Raw genomic sequence first — 16961 nt, forward strand, 5'->3', positions numbered from 1 at the left:
GAGGTCATGGCCGGCTGGCACCACTGATCCAGTGGGAGAGGCGGCGCACCAGGCCTTTGTTCACTGGTGCCGGGCGGCGGGATTCGGCAGCAGTTGACGAGGGCGCCACCGGCTGCGCGGGCGCGATCACCTGCAGCACCTTGCGGCGCGCCAGCTCCTTGAGCAGCTCGGCCAGTTGCGCCGGGGCCAGGCCGCTGTGGACGTGCAATTGCTGCGCGGTCACGGGCTGGCGCGCGAGCAAGGCCAGTGCGCTGATGCAGCCGGAGCTGTCGAAAGGCGGCCCCAGGAACACCCAGGCCCCCAGCCGGTAGCGGCTGCCCTGGGCTGCGGCCATGGCGGCTGTGCCAGCGGCCGCAGGGGGTGTGGGCTGGATGGTGCTGTGGGCAAATGCACGCGACGGTGTCGATACAGGGACCACAGGAGGAATGGCCGCAGGTTGCGCCGCCACGGCGACCACGGCTGGCGCAGCGGGCCGGCGTGCCTTCCAGTCCAGCAGGAAGACGGCTGCGCGGTCCAGGATGTCGATCAGATCGGCCACGGTGTAGTCCTGCGGCAGGCGTCCCACCCAGGCGTCGGCAAAGCGCGCGGCGGCCTGCTCGCGCCCGATCCAGATCACGCAGGGCGGTAAAGGCTGCAGGCGCACCAGGTTCGACGACACGTCGAGCACCGCCACCTGGGCTTGCTCCAGCGGCGATTCGCGCCAGGCAAAGACGGATTTGCGGGCCGCGACCCCGAACAACTCGGAAAACCGGGTGCGCAATGCAGGGGCCAGCAGGCCGGTCGCCAGATCCCCCTTCAGATTGGTCTTCACGCAAAATACTCCGCAGTGCAGGGTGCAACTGGTCAGTTTAAGTGAGCACTCCATTCGCAACCAGTACAAAACCGTATCAGTCAGGTTTTGTGACAGTAGTTGACCTTTCTGTTGCCAATTGTTCACATCAGGGCCCGAGAGGTGCCCAAGGTATGATCTGCCACTCCCCTGCTGCAAACCACGCCGCGCGCCTTCGGCGCATGCGCGTCACCCCTCCCCGGTCGCTGCCTCCCCCATGTCTTTCGGTCTCAACCTCGCCCAGCTCCAGGCTGTCCACTACACCGACGGGCCCTGCCTCGTGCTGGCCGGTGCCGGTTCGGGCAAGACGCGGGTGATCACGCAGAAGATCGCGCACATGATCGAGCGAGGGCTCGATCCCAAGCGCATCGCGGCCATCACCTTCACGAACAAGGCGGCATCCGAAATGCGCGAGCGCGCCAAGAGCCTCATCGGGCGGCGTGCCAAGGATGTGCTGATCTGCACCTTCCACGCGCTGGGCGTGCGCATGGTGCGCGAGGACGGGTCGGTGCTCGGCCTCAAGCCCCAGTTCAGCATCCTCGACTCGGACGATGTGACCGGCATCCTCAAGGACGCCGCGGGCGGCACGGTCGACATGGCCACGGCGCGCCAGTGGCAGTGGACCATCAGCGCCTGGAAGAACAAGGGCCTGACCTCCGAGCAGGCGCTGGCCGAGGCTGCGGACGACAACGAGCGCAGCATCGCCGTGCTCATGACCCGCTACGAGGAGCGCCTGGCGGCCTACCAGAGCGTGGACTTCGACGACCTGATCGGCATGCCGCTGCGCCTGCTGCGCGATTTCCCCGAGGTGCGCGCCAAGTGGCAGGCCTTGCTCGGCCATGTGCTGGTCGACGAATACCAGGACACCAACGCCACGCAGTACGAGTTGCTCAAGCTGCTGGTGGGCGAGCGTGCCCGCTTCACGGCGGTGGGCGACGATGACCAGTCCATCTACGGCTGGCGCGGCGCCACGCTGGACAACCTGCGCAAGCTGCCCATCGACTTCCCGAGCCTGCAGGTCATCAAGCTCGAGCAGAACTACCGCTCCACCAGCGCCATCCTGCGTGCGGCCAACAACGTGATCGGCCCCAACCCCAAGCTGTTTCCCAAGACGCTGTTCAGCGAACTGGGCGAGGGCGAGCCGGTGCGCGTGATCGACGCGGACAGCGAGGAGCATGAGGCCGAGCGCGCCGTGGCGCGCATCCTGAGCCTGCGCGCCGCCACCAACCCGCAGCCGGACTGGAAGCAGTTCGCCATCCTGTACCGCGCCAACCACCAGGCAAAGCCCTTCGAGAAGGCGCTGCGCCGCGTGAACATCCCGTACAAGGTGTCGGGCGGCACGAGCTTCTTCGACCGCGCGGAGATCAAGGACCTGTGTGCCTGGTTCCGGCTGTGGATCAACAACGACGACGACCCGGCCTTCCTGCGCTGCATCACCAGCCCCAAGCGCGGCATCGGCCACACCACGCTGGGCTCGCTGGGGGCCTTCGCCACCCAGCACAAGCAGAGCATGTTCGCGGCGCTGTTCAACAACATGCTGCCGGCAGCGGTACCCAAGCGGGCGCTCGAAAGCCTGCACGAGTTCGGCCGCTACATCAACGACCTGGAGTACCGCGCCCGCCACACGCACGGCGCCGAAGCCTCGCGCGCCTTCCTGGGCGAGTGGCTCAAGGAGATCGGCTACGAGCAGCACCTGTACGACGGCGAGGACAGCGAGACCGTGGCCGCCGCGCGCTGGACCAACGTGCTCGAGTTCTGCGACTGGATGGCCCAGCGCGCGGGCGGCCAGATCGACGACACCTCGGGCACGCCCGTGGCCGCGGAGACCAAGAGCCTGCTCGAGGTCTCGCAGACCATTGCCCTGCTGTCCACCATTTCGGAGCGCGAAAAGGAGCAGGACATGGTCGTGCTTTCGACCCTGCATGCATCCAAGGGGCTGGAGTGGCCGCACGTGATCCTGGTCGGCGTGACCGAGGGCATGCTGCCTTTCAAGCTCGACGACGACGAGGGCCGCCAGAAGGTCGTGGCCGAGGACACGCAGCAGCGCCTGCAGGAAGAGCGCCGCCTGATGTACGTGGGCATCACCCGCGCGCAGCGCACCCTGGCCGTGAGCTGGACCAAGCGGCGCAAGAAGGGCCGCGAGATGGTGCAGGCCCGCCCCAGCCGCTTCATCGCCGAGATGGGCCTGGACCGCACCACCGTGCGCGAGGACCCACGCGAAAAGCTCAAGGCGCTGCGCGCGGAGTTCGCAGCGAAGGCCAAGGCCAGCAGCGACGCCGCATCCCCATGATGCGCACACACAACACCCGCATGTAGGTCAAGATCGCCAACGACATCCGGCGGCAGCCCGTCTCTGGAAAAATGGGCACCGGCAAGAAACCCAGCGACCTGGCCCAGCCAGATCGCCCACTGCCATCGCGGCAAGAAATACCAGGCACATGCAACAAGCTCACAGCACCTCTCTCCCCTTCCTTCGTCCTGCACAGGCGACTGCACCGGGCATGGCGGCGGCCCACCGCACGGTGGCGCTGGCGCTGGCGGTGCTGGCACCGGCCGGTGCAGCTTTCGCACAAGGGACCCCCACCCCGGCCATGGCCCCTGGCAGCACCTCCGCAGGCGACCAGGCCGCCTGGCGCCGCTGCGCCGCGCTGTCCGACGACAATCAGGCCCGCCTGGCCTGCTTCGACCAGTGGGCCGGCCAGCAGGCCTGGCAGTCACCTGCGGCCACGGCCGCGGCGGCCAATGCCGTGCCCACCCCGGTGGACACGACGCTGCCCGCCACCCGCATCATCGAAGTGGCGCGCACCGAAGGCTGCCGCGATCCGCAGTACAGTGACCTGTCGCGTTTCTGGGAACTGGAGTCGGGCAGCGATTGCGGCACCTTCAGCTTCCGTGGTTACCGCCCCATCACGGTGTCCGTGGCGGCCGGCAGCAACGTGAACCGCCAGCCCACCTCGGGCGCGGACGGCAATTCGGCCACCGAGTCCACGCCCTACCGCCGCACCGAGAACCGCATCCAGCTGTCGGTGCGCACCAAGGTGGCGCAGGGCCTGCTCACGCAGGGCCATCCCACGCTCAAGGATTCGGTGTGGTTCGGCTACACCCAGCAGTCGTACTGGCAGCTGTTCACGCCCGAGCTCTCGCGCCCCTTCCGCACGACCGACCATGAGCCGGAAGTCATGTACGTCTACCCCACCGATGCCAAGCTGCCCTTCGGCTGGCGCTGGCGCTACAGCGGCATCGGCCTGGTGCACCAGTCCAACGGCCAGAGCAAGCCGCTGTCGCGCAGCTGGAACCGTGCCTACCTGATGACGGGGCTGGAGCTGGGCAACGACATCAACGTGCGCGCGCGCCTGTGGAAGCGCATTCCCGAAAGCAGCGGCAGCGACGACAACCCGGGCATCAGCGACTACATGGGCCGTGCCGAGCTGGCCGCTTTCTGGAACTACGACAAGGACAACTCCGTGGGCGCGACGATGCGCCATTCGCTGGCCAACAGCGACCGCGGCTCGCTGCGCCTGGAGTGGCTGCAGACCCTGGGCGCGGGCTTTCTGGGCAGCAAGAGCAACTTGCGCCTGCACACCCAGCTGTTCAGCGGCTATGGCGACAGCATGATCGACTACAACCGCAAGCGCACCGTGTTTAGCCTGGGGCTGAGCCTGGTGGACTTCTAGGCTCCCCCCTGAGGCGCTTCGCGCCATCCCCCTGAGGGGGACGCCCCCGGTGCGGCGGGGCGGCCCTTGCACGGGGGCACTGGCTTTGGCCGCGCGCTTTTGACCATCAACAGGCCATCTCAGGTGCCGTTCAAGTGGCTTGCCTCTCCCCCTCACAAACCGTTACTCAATTGCGGTCAAGTTTCATTTGCACATGCCGAGGGGCCGCGCACAATGGCACGCGCACCGACTGGCATGCCAGCACGGATCACGCGCCGATAAGAGGCGTTTTCCGGCCCCATTCCCTGCGATTGCCCTGTGGTGCGCCCTCGACAATGCCCCCAGAGAGGAACCACCATGGACATGCAATACCAGCTCAAGGCCGGCAGCTACTACCTGTACGACATGCGCGAGGCGCCCAGCGCCGTGACCGGTGAGCGCAGGTTCAAGCTCAAGACCGATACCGTGGCCATCGCCTTCGATGCGCACACGGGCGAGGTGCACCAGCATGGCAGTCCTACCCGCATCCAGTCCTGGGCCAACAACACGCGCCGCCGCCTGCGCGCCGCCGGGGCGCAGGACATGGCCAACGACATCGTGGTGGTGTCCGGCCCGCTGCCCGTGGACGAACTCAACAAGTGCCTGTGGGTCAACGGCTATGTGCGGCGCATGTTCTCGCGCCTGGCCAGCCTGCCGCACGGCAAGCTGCAGCGCAGCGCGGCCGAGCAGCCCTTCCGCAAGGCGGCCTGAGCCGCCAGCAGCGAACGGGGGATGATGCCAAGGGGCCGCTCACGCGGCCCTTGTCGCATCTGCGCGGGGTGCAGCGCGCGGTCAGAGCGGGGCGTCCGCCGTCCCGTCTTCCGACTCTGGTTCGGGCTCCAGCTGCCGCGCCACGTCGACATGCTTGACGATGGTCACGGGCACGGGGCTGGCATGGGCCACTTCCTGGGACACCGAGCCCAGCAGGGCACTGCTGATGGCCCCCTGCCCGCGCGCACCGATGACGACCAGGTCGCAGCCGCTGCGCTCGATCATGTCCACCAGGGTGTGCGCCACGTCGCCCACGCCGATGTCGGTTTCGTAGGAGACACCGGCCGCATCGAGCAGGGCCCGGGCCGGGGCCATGAGGTGCTCGCCGGCTTCCAGGCTGGCAGCGGCGATCAGGTCGGCATCGCGCGCGGTGACCATCTCGTAGAGCGTGGCCGGCTCCTGCACGTTGGCCAGCACGATGCTGGCCGACAGCCCCTGGCGCACGAGGCCCAGGGCATGGTGCACACCGTCCAGCGAGAGGTCCGAGCCGTCCACGGCAATCAGGATCTTGAACATGGGGTTCTCCTTCCGTTTGTGTGCGACCCAGTGTACAGACTGCGGGGTGCGCCGCACCCCATGGCCTCACCCAGGGCCTGTCAATACCCATTTCGGGGCCGCGGGGGCCGTGGCGTGCGGTCTGGGACAATGTGGCCCATGCTGCAGTTCGACCTCCTCACCACCGACCCCACCAGCCATGCGCGGCGGGGCACGCTCACGCTCAACCACGGCGTGGTGCAAACACCGATCTTCATGCCCGTGGGCACCTATGGCACCGTCAAGGGCGTGATGCCGCAGAGCCTGCACGACATGGGTGCGCAGATCATCCTGGGCAACACCTTCCACCTGTGGATGCGCCCGGGCCTGGATGTGATGGAAAGCTTCGGCGGCCTGCACGGCTTCGAGCAGTGGAACAAGCCCATCCTCACCGATTCGGGAGGCTTCCAGGTCTGGAGCCTGGGCGCCATGCGCAAGATCACCGAAGAGGGCGTGACCTTCGCGAGCCCGGTCAACGGCGACAAGCTGTTCATGTCGCCCGAAGTGAGCATGCAGATCCAGACCACGCTCAACAGCGACATCGTGATGCAGCTCGACGAGTGCACGCCCTACGAGACCAAGGGCCACCTGACCACCGAGCGCGAGGCGCGCCAATCCATGGAGATGAGCCTGCGCTGGGCCAGGCGCAGCCAGGACGAGTTCCACCGCCTGAACAACCCCAACGCCCTGTTCGGCATCGTGCAGGGCGGCATGTACGAGAACCTGCGCGCCGAGTCGCTCGAGCGGCTGGTGGAGATGGACTTCCCCGGCTACGCCGTGGGCGGTGTCTCGGTGGGCGAGCCCAAGGACGAGATGCTGCGCATCATGGCGCACACCCCGCACCTGCTGCCGGCGCACAAGCCGCGCTACCTGATGGGCGTGGGAACGCCCGAGGACCTGGTCGAGGGGGTGGCCCAGGGCGTGGACATGTTCGACTGCGTGATGCCCACGCGCAATGCGCGCAACGGCACGATGTTCACGCGCTACGGCGACCTCAAGATCCGCAACGCGCGCCACAAGAGCGACCACCAGCCCCTGGACACCAGCTGCACCTGCCACGCCTGCGCGGGCAAGAGCGGTGTCTCGTGGGAAGCCGGCGGGCGCGAGGGCTTCAGCCGCGCCTACCAGCACCACCTGGACCGCTGCGGCGAGATGCTGGGCCCCATGCTCACCAGCATCCACAACCTGCACTACTACCTGAACCTGATGCGCGAAGTGCGCGAGGCGCTGGATGCGGGCACCTTCGCCCAGTTCCGCGCGAAGTTCAAGGCCGACCGGGCGCGCGGCGTCTGAGCCCCGGCCCCACAGCCCACACGCCGTGCCCCCCATCCTGCGCAAGCTGTTGCTGTGGCCGCTGCGGCTGATCGGCCACCTGGCCGGCTGGCTGCTGGCACTGGTCATCGTCTTCGAGGAATGGGGCTGGGAGCCGCTGCAGAAAATCCTGGCGCGCATCGGCCGCTGGCCCGGCTTGCGCTGGATCGAGGGCGCCGTGCGCGGCCTGCCGCCCTGGGCCGCGGTGCTGGTCTTTGCCCTGCCTTCGCTGATGCTGCTGCCCATCAAGCTGCTGGCGCTGTGGACCATCGGCCAGGGGCATGTGCTGCTGGGCATGCTCATCATCGTGGTGGCCAAGCTGGCAGGCACGGCGGTACTCGCCCGCCTGTTCACGCTGACCCAGCCGGCACTGCTGCAACTGCGCTGGTTCGCCTGGGTGTACACCCGCTGGATGCGCGCCAAGGCGGCGCTGCTCGAACGCGTGCGCGCTTCCTGGCCCTGGCGCGCGGGCCGGGTGCTCAAGCGCCGGTGGCGCCAGCGGTGGCAAGCCTGGCGCGCCAGGTAGCCAGAAGCCAGGTTCGGCCCGCCAGGCACCTGCCCGCGCTGAAAAGCGATTGCCAGGGCGGCGTCACAGAGCCCTTCGATAATCGGTGCGACATTTCTGCGCACAAGACTCCATGGACTTCCAGCTCGACCTGGCCACCGTTCTTCTTCTCTACAACACCTCCCTCATCGCCGGTGCCCTGAGCATCTTCCACATTCGCCGCCACTCATGCCGGCCGCAGGGCCTGGCATCGCTGGCTACGGCCTATCTGATGCTGGCGGTGGGTGCGATCCTGGCCTGGCGCGGCGAAAGCGCAGCCCTGCCGATGTGGATGTGGACCCATGGCAGCCTGCTCTTGGGCACTGGCGGGTACGCCCTTTTCTGGGCAGGAGTGCGCAGCTTCAGCGGGCGCAGGCGAGTGCCCTGGCGGGCCGTGGTGCTGCTGCCACTGGCATGCCTGGCGGCGGGCATCGCCACGGGTTTTCCCCTCCAGAACCTGCTGCGCGCAGGGGCCTTTCACGCCACGGCTACGCTGGTACTGGCCGCCTGCACGTTCGAGATACTGCGCGACTGTCGCACCGAACCCCTGCCTTCGCGCGCACTGATGGCCGCCTTTCTGGGATTGAGCGGCAGCATCTATGCGTTGCGGCTCGCCTACATCCTCGGTGGCACGGCAGGCTCCACCGGCTTCGCCTGGGCGTTCTCCGTGCAGATGTTCTGCCACTTCGGCATGGCACTCATGGTGGCGGCATTGTCCAATGAACGCGCCGAGATCCGGCTGGAGCAGGCGGCCCACACCGACCCGCTGACCGGCACTGGCAACCGACGCTGGCTGGAATCCCGGCTGCCCGCCCGGCTTGCGCCCCAGAGCGCCATCGCTCAGCTGGACCTGGATCGCTTCAAGCAGATCAACGACCGCTTTGGCCATGCTGTTGGTGACCGGGTGCTCGTGGAGTTTGCACGCTGCCTGCAAGGGCAGTTGCGCAGCTCGGATCTGCTGGCGCGCATGGGGGGCGAGGAATTCGTGGTCTACCTGCCGGCGGTGACACAGGCGGAGGCCCAGGCGATTGCCGAGCGGCTGTGCGCCAGCGTCTCCATGCTGCACATCGAAGCACAGGGCTCGCAGATTTCCGTCACGGTAAGCATCGGCCTGGCCTGGGTACATGACACGCCCGTCGCTGCGGACACCTTGTTCAAGAGAGCCGACGATGCCCTGTACCAGGCCAAGCAATCGGGGCGCAACCAGGTGGTTCTGGCGGCCGGCACTGCCGTGCAAGGGGCCTGAGTGCCTGGAAAAATGCCGCCCGGACACAATTTTCCACCGTTGCCGGCGGCGTCTGCGGTCAGACCCCGCTGGGGCGCTGAGGGGTTTCGCGGCTACAGTGGGTCCAAATCGCCCCGCGCCCCCTGAACTTCAACGCATGCCGTCTTTGCTTCGCCCCCCCTCCCCCGGCACCGCCGCCGGCCCGCTGAAGGGCTGGGGCCTGTGTGCGGCCATCGGACTGCTGGTCTTTGCCGCCTCCCTGCTGGGCATCGTGACCCGGCCCCTGGGTTTCATGGCCGCCTTCTGGCCCGCCAATGCGCTGCTGCTGGGCCTGCTGGTGCGCTACCCGCGCCTGGCCGCATCAGGCACCTGGGCGGCCGCCGCGGTGGGCTATGTGGCCGCGGACCTGGTGACCGGCACCGCGCCCCTGGCCACGCTGTGGCTGGCTACGGCCAACCTGAGCGGCGTGGCGCTGGGCTGGTGGCTGTTCGGCCAGGTGCCGGTGGCCACGCGCTTCCTCAAGCGGCAGATGTCGGTGGTGCTGATGTTCGGCATCTGCGTGGCCAGCAGTGTGCTGGCTGCGCTGGTCGGTTCGGGCACCGGCCCGCTGCTGTTCAACACCACCTGGCTGACGGCGCTGGGCATGTGGTTCTGCACGGAGCTGATCAACAGCGTGCTGATCCTGCCGGTCATGCTGAGCCTGCCGACCCCGCAGGAAGCGCGGCGCACGCTCAAGAAGCGCCGCTGGTCCCGGCGCCGCTGGAAATACGCGGCGCCCCTGCTCGCGCTGGCGGCCAGCGAGGCCGCGGCGATCGCCATCGGCGGCCCCGGGGCGCTGGCCTTTCCGGTTCCGGCGCTGCTGTGGTGTGCGCTCACTTATGGTGTGTTTGCCACCAGCCTGCTATCCATGCTGACCTGCTTTGGCCTGGCGATCGCGGCGGGTGCGGGCATGCTGGACCTGGCGTTCGCGCCCACCCATGCCTGGGCGGTGTTCTCGCTGCGCGTCGGGATCTCCTTGCTGGGCCTGGGCCCGCTCTCGGTGGCCACGGCCAAGGCGGCGAGTGTCGAGGCCATGCGCCGCCTGCACCGCGCGGCCAGCCATGACTTCCTGACCGATGCGCTGGCACGCCGCGCCTTCATGGCCCAGGGCAGCAAGCTGCTGGCCCGCCTGGCACGCGAGCGCAGCAGCGTGGCGGTGCTGATGCTGGACCTGGACCACTTCAAGCGCGTGAACGACACCTATGGCCATGCCCAGGGCGACAAGGTGCTGCATGGCTTTGCCACCACGGTCAGCGAGGCCCTGCGCCCCGGTGACCTGTTCGGCCGCCTCGGCGGCGAGGAATTCGCCGTGGTGCTGCCGCGCATCCGCCAGGCCGATGCCATGGCGGTGGCGCGCCGCCTGTGCAAGCAGGTGCGCAACCACCCCTTCGCCTTGCAGGGGCACCAGGCGCCGTTGCACGCGACCGTGAGCATCGGCCTGGTGGTGCGCACCGGCGTATCCACGCAGGATTCACTGGGTGCCCTGATGTCCGATGCCGACGCCGCGCTCTACGAAGCCAAGGCGGCGGGCCGCGACCGCATCCACCTGTACGAGCCCCGGCCCGCGCCCTGAGATCAGGGCACGCCGACAGGCGCCACCTGCCCTGGCGGTACCGGTGGCGTGGGCGGGATCACCGGCAGCACCTGGGGTGCTGGTGCACCCGCTGCTGCGGCACCGCAGGCATGGCAGAAGCGGGCAAAGGCGCTTTTGCGCGTGGTACACACGCCGCAGTGGTCGAACAGGCCGATGCCGCAGTGCGGGCAGAAGTCGATGGCCTCGTTCTTCAGGTCCACCGGCCGCTCGCAGCCGGGGCACACGCTCTTGGCCAGGCGCGCCAGGGCCACGTCGTAACTCAGCTCCTTGCGGCGCTCCTGGTCGGGCAGGGCCTCGGCCAGCTTCTGGCGCTCCAGGTAGCGGTTGAGCGCCACGATGGCATAGCGCCCGACCAGCACCGTGATGCCGATGCCCACGACGTAACGCACATAGCCGCCGTAGCTCGGCAGGTAGGGCACCAGCTCCACGAAGAAGGCGAACAGGGCAAAGAAGATGAAGCCCCAGAAGAAGGGCCAGTAGGTGCCCTTGCGCTTCTTGACGAACAGCCAGCCGGCGATGGCCAGGAGCGGCAGGGTGAGCGCCAGCCGGTACAGGAACACGCGCAGCTCCAGCTTGCGCTGCTCGACGGACATGCGGTCATAGCCCTCGCGCTCCATTTCGCTCTGGCGCTGCTGGGCAGCGCTGGCGGCCTGGTGGGCATCGAGCGCAGCCTGCTGCTGCGCCTCGACCGCCTGCTGGGTCTTGCGCTCGGCGAGCTTGAGCACGTCGAGCTTCTGGGTGCGGGCAATGACCTCGGGGTCCTGGTCAGCGCGTTGGGTGGCGCTGCGCGTGGCCAGCCAGTTGTTGAAGGTCTCGCGCTCGGCCGCGCTTTCGCTGCGCGTCTTGCTGCGCTGCAGCTGGGCCTGTTGCAGCGCGGTCTCGGCATCCTCTTCGGCCTTGCGCGAGGCGCGCACCTCCTCGCGCACCCGGTCGTAGGCCGCCTTGTCGACGAAGTCTTCGACCACCAGGCGCTTTTCCACCTGAGGCAGGTCGCCGACGATGGTGCCGCCCAGGCCGATCAGAAAACCCGCGAAGACGAAGGCCACCAGCCACAGGCCGCGGCGGAACCACTTCTCGGAAAGTCGCAAGGATTTGCTCATGGACAGTTCTCCCGGTTGCCGATCGCGCCCGGACCGGGTCGCCCAGGCGCATCGTCACGTCACTTCAGAACCAGCGTGGCGGGCGCCGCACCCAGCTGCGCGCGCTGCAGCCAGGCGAGCATCGAATCCACGGTCACCGTCTCGATGCGGTCGGAGTACCGCTTGTCGTTGGGGTGGTCGTCGAAGGCGATGTTGGCCGATCCCACGCGCCCGCCCATGCGGGTCAGTGGCCCGATCTTGAGCGTGGTGGGCTCATAGCCCTTGAACTTGAGCCAGGCCTGCGCCTGCTCGCGGCTGTTGACGGTGGCCGGCTCCATAGCGGCGGCCAGGGTCTCCAGCGCCCACTGGTTGGACTGCTGGTACTTGGTGCCCCAGACGTAGCTCACCATGCTGTAGGCGGGCTGGTTCATGGCCTTGGTGCGGCCCTTGTCCTGCAGCAGCGTGTACAGGCGCTGTTGCACCTCGGGCGTGGGCACGGCCCACACGGCCTCGTAGCGCCACAGGTCGTCGAGGAAGAATTCGCCCAGGCCCTGGCGGTAGACATGGCCCACGGCGGTGCCGCACTCGTTGAGCTTGTGCGCCACGCGCCAGGGGCCCTCGGGCGTCTTGTAGGCCCAGCCCAGGTGCGAGTAGCGTATGCCGTACTTGCCCAGGTCCTGGCCGGCGCGGCCCAGCATCACGACCTGGGCACCGGTCGCGTCCAGCGCCTGGGAGGTGCGCTCGGCCAGCTGCATGCCGCGCTCCACGCTCTTGGCGGGAGGCGGCTTGGCCGCCTCGCACGAGCGGCCGGCATGGGCCTGGGTGGCAGGCAGCAGGGCAGCGCCGGTCAGCAGCGCCGCGCCCAGGGCCCAGCGCAGGCCGGGCTGGTGCAAAGTGGTGGTGGTGTGCATGGCTGCGGCCTTCTTCACAGGCGCTCGTTGTGCAGCAGTGCCCGGCCGATGGCGTTGGGGACGAAGGCCAGGGCCTCGCCGGCCACCGACAGCACCACGCCCGAGCCGATCACGGTGCAGACCACCACCGTGCCCACGGCATGGGCCGAGGCACCGATGCCGCGGCCCAGCACCTCCACGCTGACGCGGGCGCCGTCCGAGGCACGTTCGAGCACGTACACGGTACCGACCGCCGACACCTCCACGGCGCGCACCGAGAGCACGGCGCCACCGACCGACAGGGCTGCGGGCACGGCCACGACGGCGCCGGCAGCGGTCGAGGCGACCGAGGCCGTGCCCACGACGGAGGCCACGGGCAGCAGGGACAGCGCGGCCGAGGCCTCGCTCTGTGCGCGGGCCGGCAGGCTGGCCAGGGCCGCGAGGAAACTGGCGGCCAGCAGGGTGCGGGCCAGGGTGCGTTGCAGGGTCTTGTTCATCGACATGGTGTCACTCCAGAGGGTTGGGTGCGCCTGGCGCACACAAGGCGCCAGGCAATGCATTCAGGAAAGGACTGCGCGGCTCAACCGTTGCTGCCGGACGCTGCCTGGGCCGCTTCGCGGCGGCCCTGGAGACGGGCTTCGGCCAGGTCGGCTTCATGGCGGTCGCGCAGCATCTTGGCCAGCGTGAACGCGGTGGTGATCAGGTACAGCCAGCTCACACCGAGGAAGGCCTTGTAGGTCTGGTTGACCTCCATGCTGAACAGGCCCCAGCCCGTCAGGCCCATCGCGACCGCAAAGCCACCCCACACCACCAGCTTCCACATGGGGGTGTCGCCAGCGCCGCGGCGGCCCGCACTTTCGTTGTCCCGCACGAACTTGGCCAGCACGAAGGCGGCCGAGAGGCAGAACACATACCCCATCACCATGAACGCGCGCTCCAGCTGCTCCCCGGGCAGCCAGGCCAGGCCGACTGCGCACAGGAACACGGCAATGCCGAACGAAATCCAGACCTGGAGCTGCCAGGCACGGGTATCACGCTGAACGACGAAGGAAGATGCTGACATACGGGTGGTGTGGCCCTGGGGCCGTTGTTGAACACGGAACGAATGGTCGCAAAGCGCCAGCCGGGTGTCCGCATTGAACCACCACAGTGGCATTGCGCCGGCTCTTCAGTATCGTTTTACGGTACTTGGTCACACTTTGACACCCTTATCCGACCCCACAGTTGCGCGCAAGCCACCACCAGTATCCCGAGTTGGAAATTCGTTGAATCAATCTACCGACAATCCCCGCCATGCGTCGTTGCAAATGCTCGCCATGCTCCCAGCATGGCTGTGCTTTGCGCCTAGCCTTGCAGCGATTTCGGCAGATTGCTTTCTTCAACGAACTTCCAACTCGGGACACTAGGAAGCGCATGGGCGACAGCCGATGCTGCCCGGGTCTTTCACAATCCCGGCGATTGCGGGGCCTGCCCGCCCTACCGAATCTCCCGGAGAACCGCCATGACCAAACCCTTTGACATCGTCGTCCACGGCGCCACCGGCTTCACCGGCCGCCTGGTGGTGGAGTACCTGCTGCAGCGTTACCCGGCCGGCAGCGGCCTGCGCTGGGCCATGGGCGGGCGCAGCGCCGAGAAGCTGGCCGCCGTGCGCGACGAGCTGGGCGCCCCTGCCGACACGCCCCTGGTGGTGACCGACAGCGCCAGCATGGAGAGCCTGCAGGCCCTGATGGCGCAAACCCGCCTGGTGCTGACCACGGTGGGGCCTTACCAGCTCTACGGCAACGAGCTCGTGGCCGCCTGCGCCGCCGCGGGCGTGGACTATGTGGATCTCTGCGGCGAGCCTGCCTGGATGCGCCACATGATCGATGCGCACGAGGCTGCGGCGAAGGCCAGCGGCGCGCGCATCGTGTTCTCGTGCGGCTTCGACTCCATCCCGTTCGACCTGGGCGTGTTCATGCTGCAGCGCGAGATGCAGGCGCGCTTCGGCCACCCTGCCAGCCGCGTGCGCGGCCGTGTGCGCAGGATGAAGGGCACCTTCTCGGGCGGCACGGCGGCCAGCCTGAAAGCCACCATGGCCGCATCGGCGGCCGACCCCAAGGTGCTGGAACTGCTCAAGAACCCGTTCTCGCTCACGCCCGGCTTCGAGGGCCCGCGCCAGCCCACGGGCCACAAGCCCATGGAGGACGAGGCCCTGGGCATGTGGGTCGCCCCCTTCGTGATGGCGGCCATCAACACGCGCAACGTACACCGCTCCAACTTCCTGCTGCAGCACGCCTATGGCACGGACTTCGTCTACGACGAGATGCTGGTGACCGGCCCTGGCGAGAAGGGCGAAGCCATCGCCAATGCGGTGGCGGGCGACAAGTCCATGGGCTCCAAGGAGGGTCCGAAGCCCGGCGAAGGCCCTTCGCGCGAGGAGCGCGAGGCCGGCTCCTACGACGTGCTCTTCCTTGGCGAGGACGGCCAGGGACACACCCTGCGCGTGGGCGTCAAGGGCGACCGCGACCCGGGCTACGGCTCGACCTCGAAGATGATCGCCGAGGCGGCGGTCTGCCTGCTGCAGGAAGCCGCTGCCACCCCGGGCGGCATCTGGACCCCGGCGCCTGCCATGGGCGAGCCGCTGATCGCGCGCCTGCAGGCCAACGCCGGTCTGGCGTTCGCGGTCGAGACGCCGTGAATCCTGGGCCGTTGGTCAGAGGGCCAACGGCAGCTCCGTGGTGGACAGCACGTTGCGCAGCACCATGAAGGAGCGCACCTGCCGCACGCCCGGCAGGTAGATCAGTTGCTCGGCGTGCAGGCGGTTGAAGCTGTCGCTGTCGCGCGTGCGCACCAGCATGAAATAGTCGAACTCGCCCGTCACCACGTGGCATTCCATGCAGCCCGAGATCTTCACGGCCGCCTTCTCGAAGGCCGCGAAGGACTCGGGCGTGGAGCGGTCGAGCACCACGCCGATCATCACCAGCATGCCAGCCCCCACGGCCTTGGGGTTGAGCAGCGCCACCACCCCGTCGATGAGCCCCAGGCGCTTGAGCCGATCCACGCGGCGCAGGCAGGCGGGCGGGCTCAGGTGCACCTTCTCAGCCAGGGCCACGTTGGACAGTGAGGCATCGCGCTGCAGCAGGCGCAGGATGGCCTTGTCGGTGCGGTCCAGGTCGTCGGTGATGCCTTCGGTGGCAGGCACGCTCTTGCCACGAACTTTTGTTGCGCACATTGTGTATTTTGTGAAATCAATGGAAATCCATTTCCATTCTTGCATACCAAACCACCAAATATCCACCCATTTTCACAACCACGTTAACCACGGCTTTTTCTACGATGGAGGCACTGCAGGCAAGGCGCCAACGAAGCGTTCCTGCACGTGATACCCCCTTCCATCGCACACGAGAGCCCACCATGAACCTGCAGAAATTCGCCCGCCATCCGCTGACCTTCGGCCCTTCGCCGATCACGCCCCTGAACCGCCTGTCGGCCCACCTGGGCGGCAAGGTGCACCTGTACGCCAAGCGCGAGGATTGCAACAGCGGCCTGGCCTTTGGCGGCAACAAGACGCGCAAGCTCGAGTACCTGATCCCCGAGGCGATTGCCGGCGGCTACGACACGCTGGTGTCCATCGGCGGCATCCAGTCCAACCAGACGCGCCAGGTGGCTGCCGTGGCCGCGCACCTGGGCATGAAGTGCGTGCTGGTGCAGGAGAACTGGGTCAACTACTCCGACGCGGTGTACGACCGCGTGGGCAACATCGAGATGTCGCGCATCATGGGTGCCGACGTGCGCCTGGATGCCGCGGGCTTCGACATCGGCATCCGCCCCAGCTGGGAGCAGGCCATGGACGACGTGAAGAAGGCCGGCGGCAAGCCCTTCCCCATCCCCGCGGGCTGTTCCGAGCACCCCTACGGTGGCCTGGGCTTCGTGGGCTTTGCCGAGGAAGTGCGCCAGCAGGAAAAGGAGTTGGGCTTTGCGTTCGACTACATCGTCGTCTGCTCGGTCACGGGCAGCACGCAGGCCGGCATGGTGGTGGGATTCGCGGCCGACGGACGGGCGCGCAAGGTGATCGGCATCGATGCCTCGGCCAAGCCCGCGCAGACGCATGCGCAGATCCTGCGCATCGCGCAGAACACCGCCCAGCTGGTGGAACTGGGCCAGGAGCTCACGGCCGAGGACGTGGTGCTGGACACGCGCTACGGCGGCCCCGAGTACGGCCTGCCCAGCGAGGGCACGCTCGAGGCCATCCGCCTGTGCGCACGCCAGGAGGGCATGCTCACCGACCCGGTGTACGAAGGCAAGTCCATGCACGGCATGATCGACATGGTGCGCAAGGGCGAATTCCCCGAAGGTTCCCGTGTCCTGTACGCGCACCTGGGAGGGGTGCCGGCGTTGAACGCCTACAGCTTTCTTTTTCGCAACGGCTGATCGCAGCGAGACCGAGGGCCAGCGCCTGGCCCAGCTGGCGGGG

At 67.9% G+C, this 16961-nt stretch carries 16 protein-coding genes; 9 read left to right on the top strand and 7 right to left on the bottom strand.

Features of this window, described 5'->3' with window-relative positions:
* Window positions 1-4: 4 nt before the first annotated feature.
* Entirely contained in the window at window positions 5-811 is an 807-nt protein-coding gene (locus AC07PA_RS16225) for a hypothetical protein (RefSeq protein WP_007849719.1), read from the bottom strand.
* Between the two features lie 235 nt (window positions 812-1046).
* Here AC07PA_RS16225 and AC07PA_RS16230 point away from each other — a divergent pair, with 235 nt between their 5' ends.
* From AC07PA_RS16230 to AC07PA_RS16240, 3 genes are all read left to right on the top strand, one after another.
* Complete coding sequence (locus AC07PA_RS16230) at window positions 1047-3119, top strand: ATP-dependent helicase (RefSeq protein WP_494606909.1); 2073 nt, start codon at window positions 1047-1049, stop codon at window positions 3117-3119.
* Window positions 3120-3330: 211 nt separating this feature from the next.
* Window positions 3331-4503 (top strand): phospholipase A, encoded by a 1173-nt coding sequence (locus AC07PA_RS16235; protein WP_494607012.1) that lies wholly within the window; start codon window positions 3331-3333, stop codon window positions 4501-4503.
* A gap of 336 nt (window positions 4504-4839) precedes the next feature.
* Window positions 4840-5232 (top strand): hypothetical protein, encoded by a 393-nt coding sequence (locus AC07PA_RS16240; RefSeq protein ID WP_007849707.1) that lies wholly within the window; start codon window positions 4840-4842, stop codon window positions 5230-5232.
* 81 nt (window positions 5233-5313) lie between these two features.
* Here AC07PA_RS16240 and AC07PA_RS16245 read toward each other — a convergent pair whose 3' ends face one another.
* Window positions 5314-5808: a universal stress protein gene (locus tag AC07PA_RS16245; RefSeq protein WP_007849704.1), complete on the bottom strand. Its 495-nt coding sequence runs from the start codon at window positions 5806-5808 to the stop codon at window positions 5314-5316.
* Window positions 5809-5946: 138 nt separating this feature from the next.
* Here AC07PA_RS16245 and tgt point away from each other — a divergent pair, with 138 nt between their 5' ends.
* The 4 genes from tgt to AC07PA_RS16265 all read left to right on the top strand — a co-directional run bounded on the left by tgt (window position 5947) and on the right by AC07PA_RS16265 (window position 10518).
* Window positions 5947-7119 (top strand): tRNA guanosine(34) transglycosylase Tgt, encoded by a 1173-nt coding sequence (gene tgt, locus AC07PA_RS16250; RefSeq protein ID WP_007849702.1) that lies wholly within the window; start codon window positions 5947-5949, stop codon window positions 7117-7119.
* Between the two features lie 25 nt (window positions 7120-7144).
* The gene (locus AC07PA_RS16255) at window positions 7145-7663 is read left to right on the top strand and encodes a hypothetical protein (RefSeq protein ID WP_238541795.1); all 519 of its coding nucleotides are present in this window, start codon (window positions 7145-7147) and stop codon (window positions 7661-7663) included.
* A 112-nt stretch (window positions 7664-7775) separates the two neighbouring features.
* On the top strand, window positions 7776-8927 hold the full coding sequence (locus AC07PA_RS16260; protein ID WP_007849697.1) for a GGDEF domain-containing protein: 1152 nt from the start codon (window positions 7776-7778) through the stop codon (window positions 8925-8927).
* Window positions 8928-9063: 136 nt separating this feature from the next.
* On the top strand, window positions 9064-10518 hold the full coding sequence (locus tag AC07PA_RS16265) for a GGDEF domain-containing protein (RefSeq protein ID WP_494606905.1): 1455 nt from the start codon (window positions 9064-9066) through the stop codon (window positions 10516-10518).
* 2 nt (window positions 10519-10520) lie between these two features.
* Here AC07PA_RS16265 and AC07PA_RS16270 read toward each other — a convergent pair whose 3' ends face one another.
* The 4 genes from AC07PA_RS16270 to AC07PA_RS16285 all read right to left on the bottom strand — a co-directional run bounded on the left by AC07PA_RS16270 (window position 10521) and on the right by AC07PA_RS16285 (window position 13571).
* On the bottom strand, window positions 10521-11639 hold the full coding sequence (locus AC07PA_RS16270) for a serine endopeptidase (RefSeq protein ID WP_494606903.1): 1119 nt from the start codon (window positions 11637-11639) through the stop codon (window positions 10521-10523).
* Between the two features lie 59 nt (window positions 11640-11698).
* A complete protein-coding gene (locus tag AC07PA_RS16275; protein ID WP_007849690.1) occupies window positions 11699-12529 on the bottom strand; it encodes a DUF2145 domain-containing protein in 831 nt (276 codons plus the stop codon).
* Window positions 12530-12543: 14 nt separating this feature from the next.
* The gene (locus AC07PA_RS16280; protein WP_494606901.1) at window positions 12544-13011 is read right to left on the bottom strand and encodes a hypothetical protein; all 468 of its coding nucleotides are present in this window, start codon (window positions 13009-13011) and stop codon (window positions 12544-12546) included.
* Window positions 13012-13088: 77 nt separating this feature from the next.
* Window positions 13089-13571 (bottom strand): YiaA/YiaB family inner membrane protein, encoded by a 483-nt coding sequence (locus AC07PA_RS16285; protein ID WP_035202208.1) that lies wholly within the window; start codon window positions 13569-13571, stop codon window positions 13089-13091.
* A gap of 438 nt (window positions 13572-14009) precedes the next feature.
* Here AC07PA_RS16285 and AC07PA_RS16290 point away from each other — a divergent pair, with 438 nt between their 5' ends.
* Window positions 14010-15185 (top strand): saccharopine dehydrogenase family protein, encoded by a 1176-nt coding sequence (locus AC07PA_RS16290; RefSeq protein ID WP_494606899.1) that lies wholly within the window; start codon window positions 14010-14012, stop codon window positions 15183-15185.
* Between the two features lie 15 nt (window positions 15186-15200).
* Here the strand turns inward: AC07PA_RS16290 and AC07PA_RS16295 are convergent, their stop codons facing one another.
* Complete coding sequence (locus tag AC07PA_RS16295; RefSeq protein ID WP_007849681.1) at window positions 15201-15719, bottom strand: Lrp/AsnC family transcriptional regulator; 519 nt, start codon at window positions 15717-15719, stop codon at window positions 15201-15203.
* A gap of 182 nt (window positions 15720-15901) precedes the next feature.
* On the opposite strand from AC07PA_RS16295, the gene AC07PA_RS16300 reads away from it, so the two are divergent.
* On the top strand, window positions 15902-16918 hold the full coding sequence (locus AC07PA_RS16300; protein ID WP_007849678.1) for a 1-aminocyclopropane-1-carboxylate deaminase: 1017 nt from the start codon (window positions 15902-15904) through the stop codon (window positions 16916-16918).
* Window positions 16919-16961 lie beyond the last annotated feature (43 nt).

The organism is Acidovorax sp. GW821-FHT09B03, from assembly GCF_059418305.1.

Coding starts and splice junctions, on each gene's coding strand:
- AC07PA_RS16230 (WP_494606909.1), top strand. CDS start 1,047: ATGTCTTTCGGTCTCAACCTCGCCCAGCTCCAGGCTGTCCACTACACC.
- AC07PA_RS16235 (WP_494607012.1), top strand. CDS start 3,331: ATGGCGGCGGCCCACCGCACGGTGGCGCTGGCGCTGGCGGTGCTGGCA.
- AC07PA_RS16240 (WP_007849707.1), top strand. CDS start 4,840: ATGGACATGCAATACCAGCTCAAGGCCGGCAGCTACTACCTGTACGAC.
- AC07PA_RS16245 (WP_007849704.1), bottom strand. CDS start 5,808: ATGTTCAAGATCCTGATTGCCGTGGACGGCTCGGACCTCTCGCTGGAC.
- tgt (WP_007849702.1), top strand. CDS start 5,947: ATGCTGCAGTTCGACCTCCTCACCACCGACCCCACCAGCCATGCGCGG.
- AC07PA_RS16260 (WP_007849697.1), top strand. CDS start 7,776: ATGGACTTCCAGCTCGACCTGGCCACCGTTCTTCTTCTCTACAACACC.
- AC07PA_RS16265 (WP_494606905.1), top strand. CDS start 9,064: ATGCCGTCTTTGCTTCGCCCCCCCTCCCCCGGCACCGCCGCCGGCCCG.
- AC07PA_RS16270 (WP_494606903.1), bottom strand. CDS start 11,639: ATGAGCAAATCCTTGCGACTTTCCGAGAAGTGGTTCCGCCGCGGCCTG.
- AC07PA_RS16275 (WP_007849690.1), bottom strand. CDS start 12,529: ATGCACACCACCACCACTTTGCACCAGCCCGGCCTGCGCTGGGCCCTG.
- AC07PA_RS16280 (WP_494606901.1), bottom strand. CDS start 13,011: ATGTCGATGAACAAGACCCTGCAACGCACCCTGGCCCGCACCCTGCTG.
- AC07PA_RS16285 (WP_035202208.1), bottom strand. CDS start 13,571: ATGTCAGCATCTTCCTTCGTCGTTCAGCGTGATACCCGTGCCTGGCAG.
- AC07PA_RS16290 (WP_494606899.1), top strand. CDS start 14,010: ATGACCAAACCCTTTGACATCGTCGTCCACGGCGCCACCGGCTTCACC.
- AC07PA_RS16295 (WP_007849681.1), bottom strand. CDS start 15,719: ATGTGCGCAACAAAAGTTCGTGGCAAGAGCGTGCCTGCCACCGAAGGC.
- AC07PA_RS16300 (WP_007849678.1), top strand. CDS start 15,902: ATGAACCTGCAGAAATTCGCCCGCCATCCGCTGACCTTCGGCCCTTCG.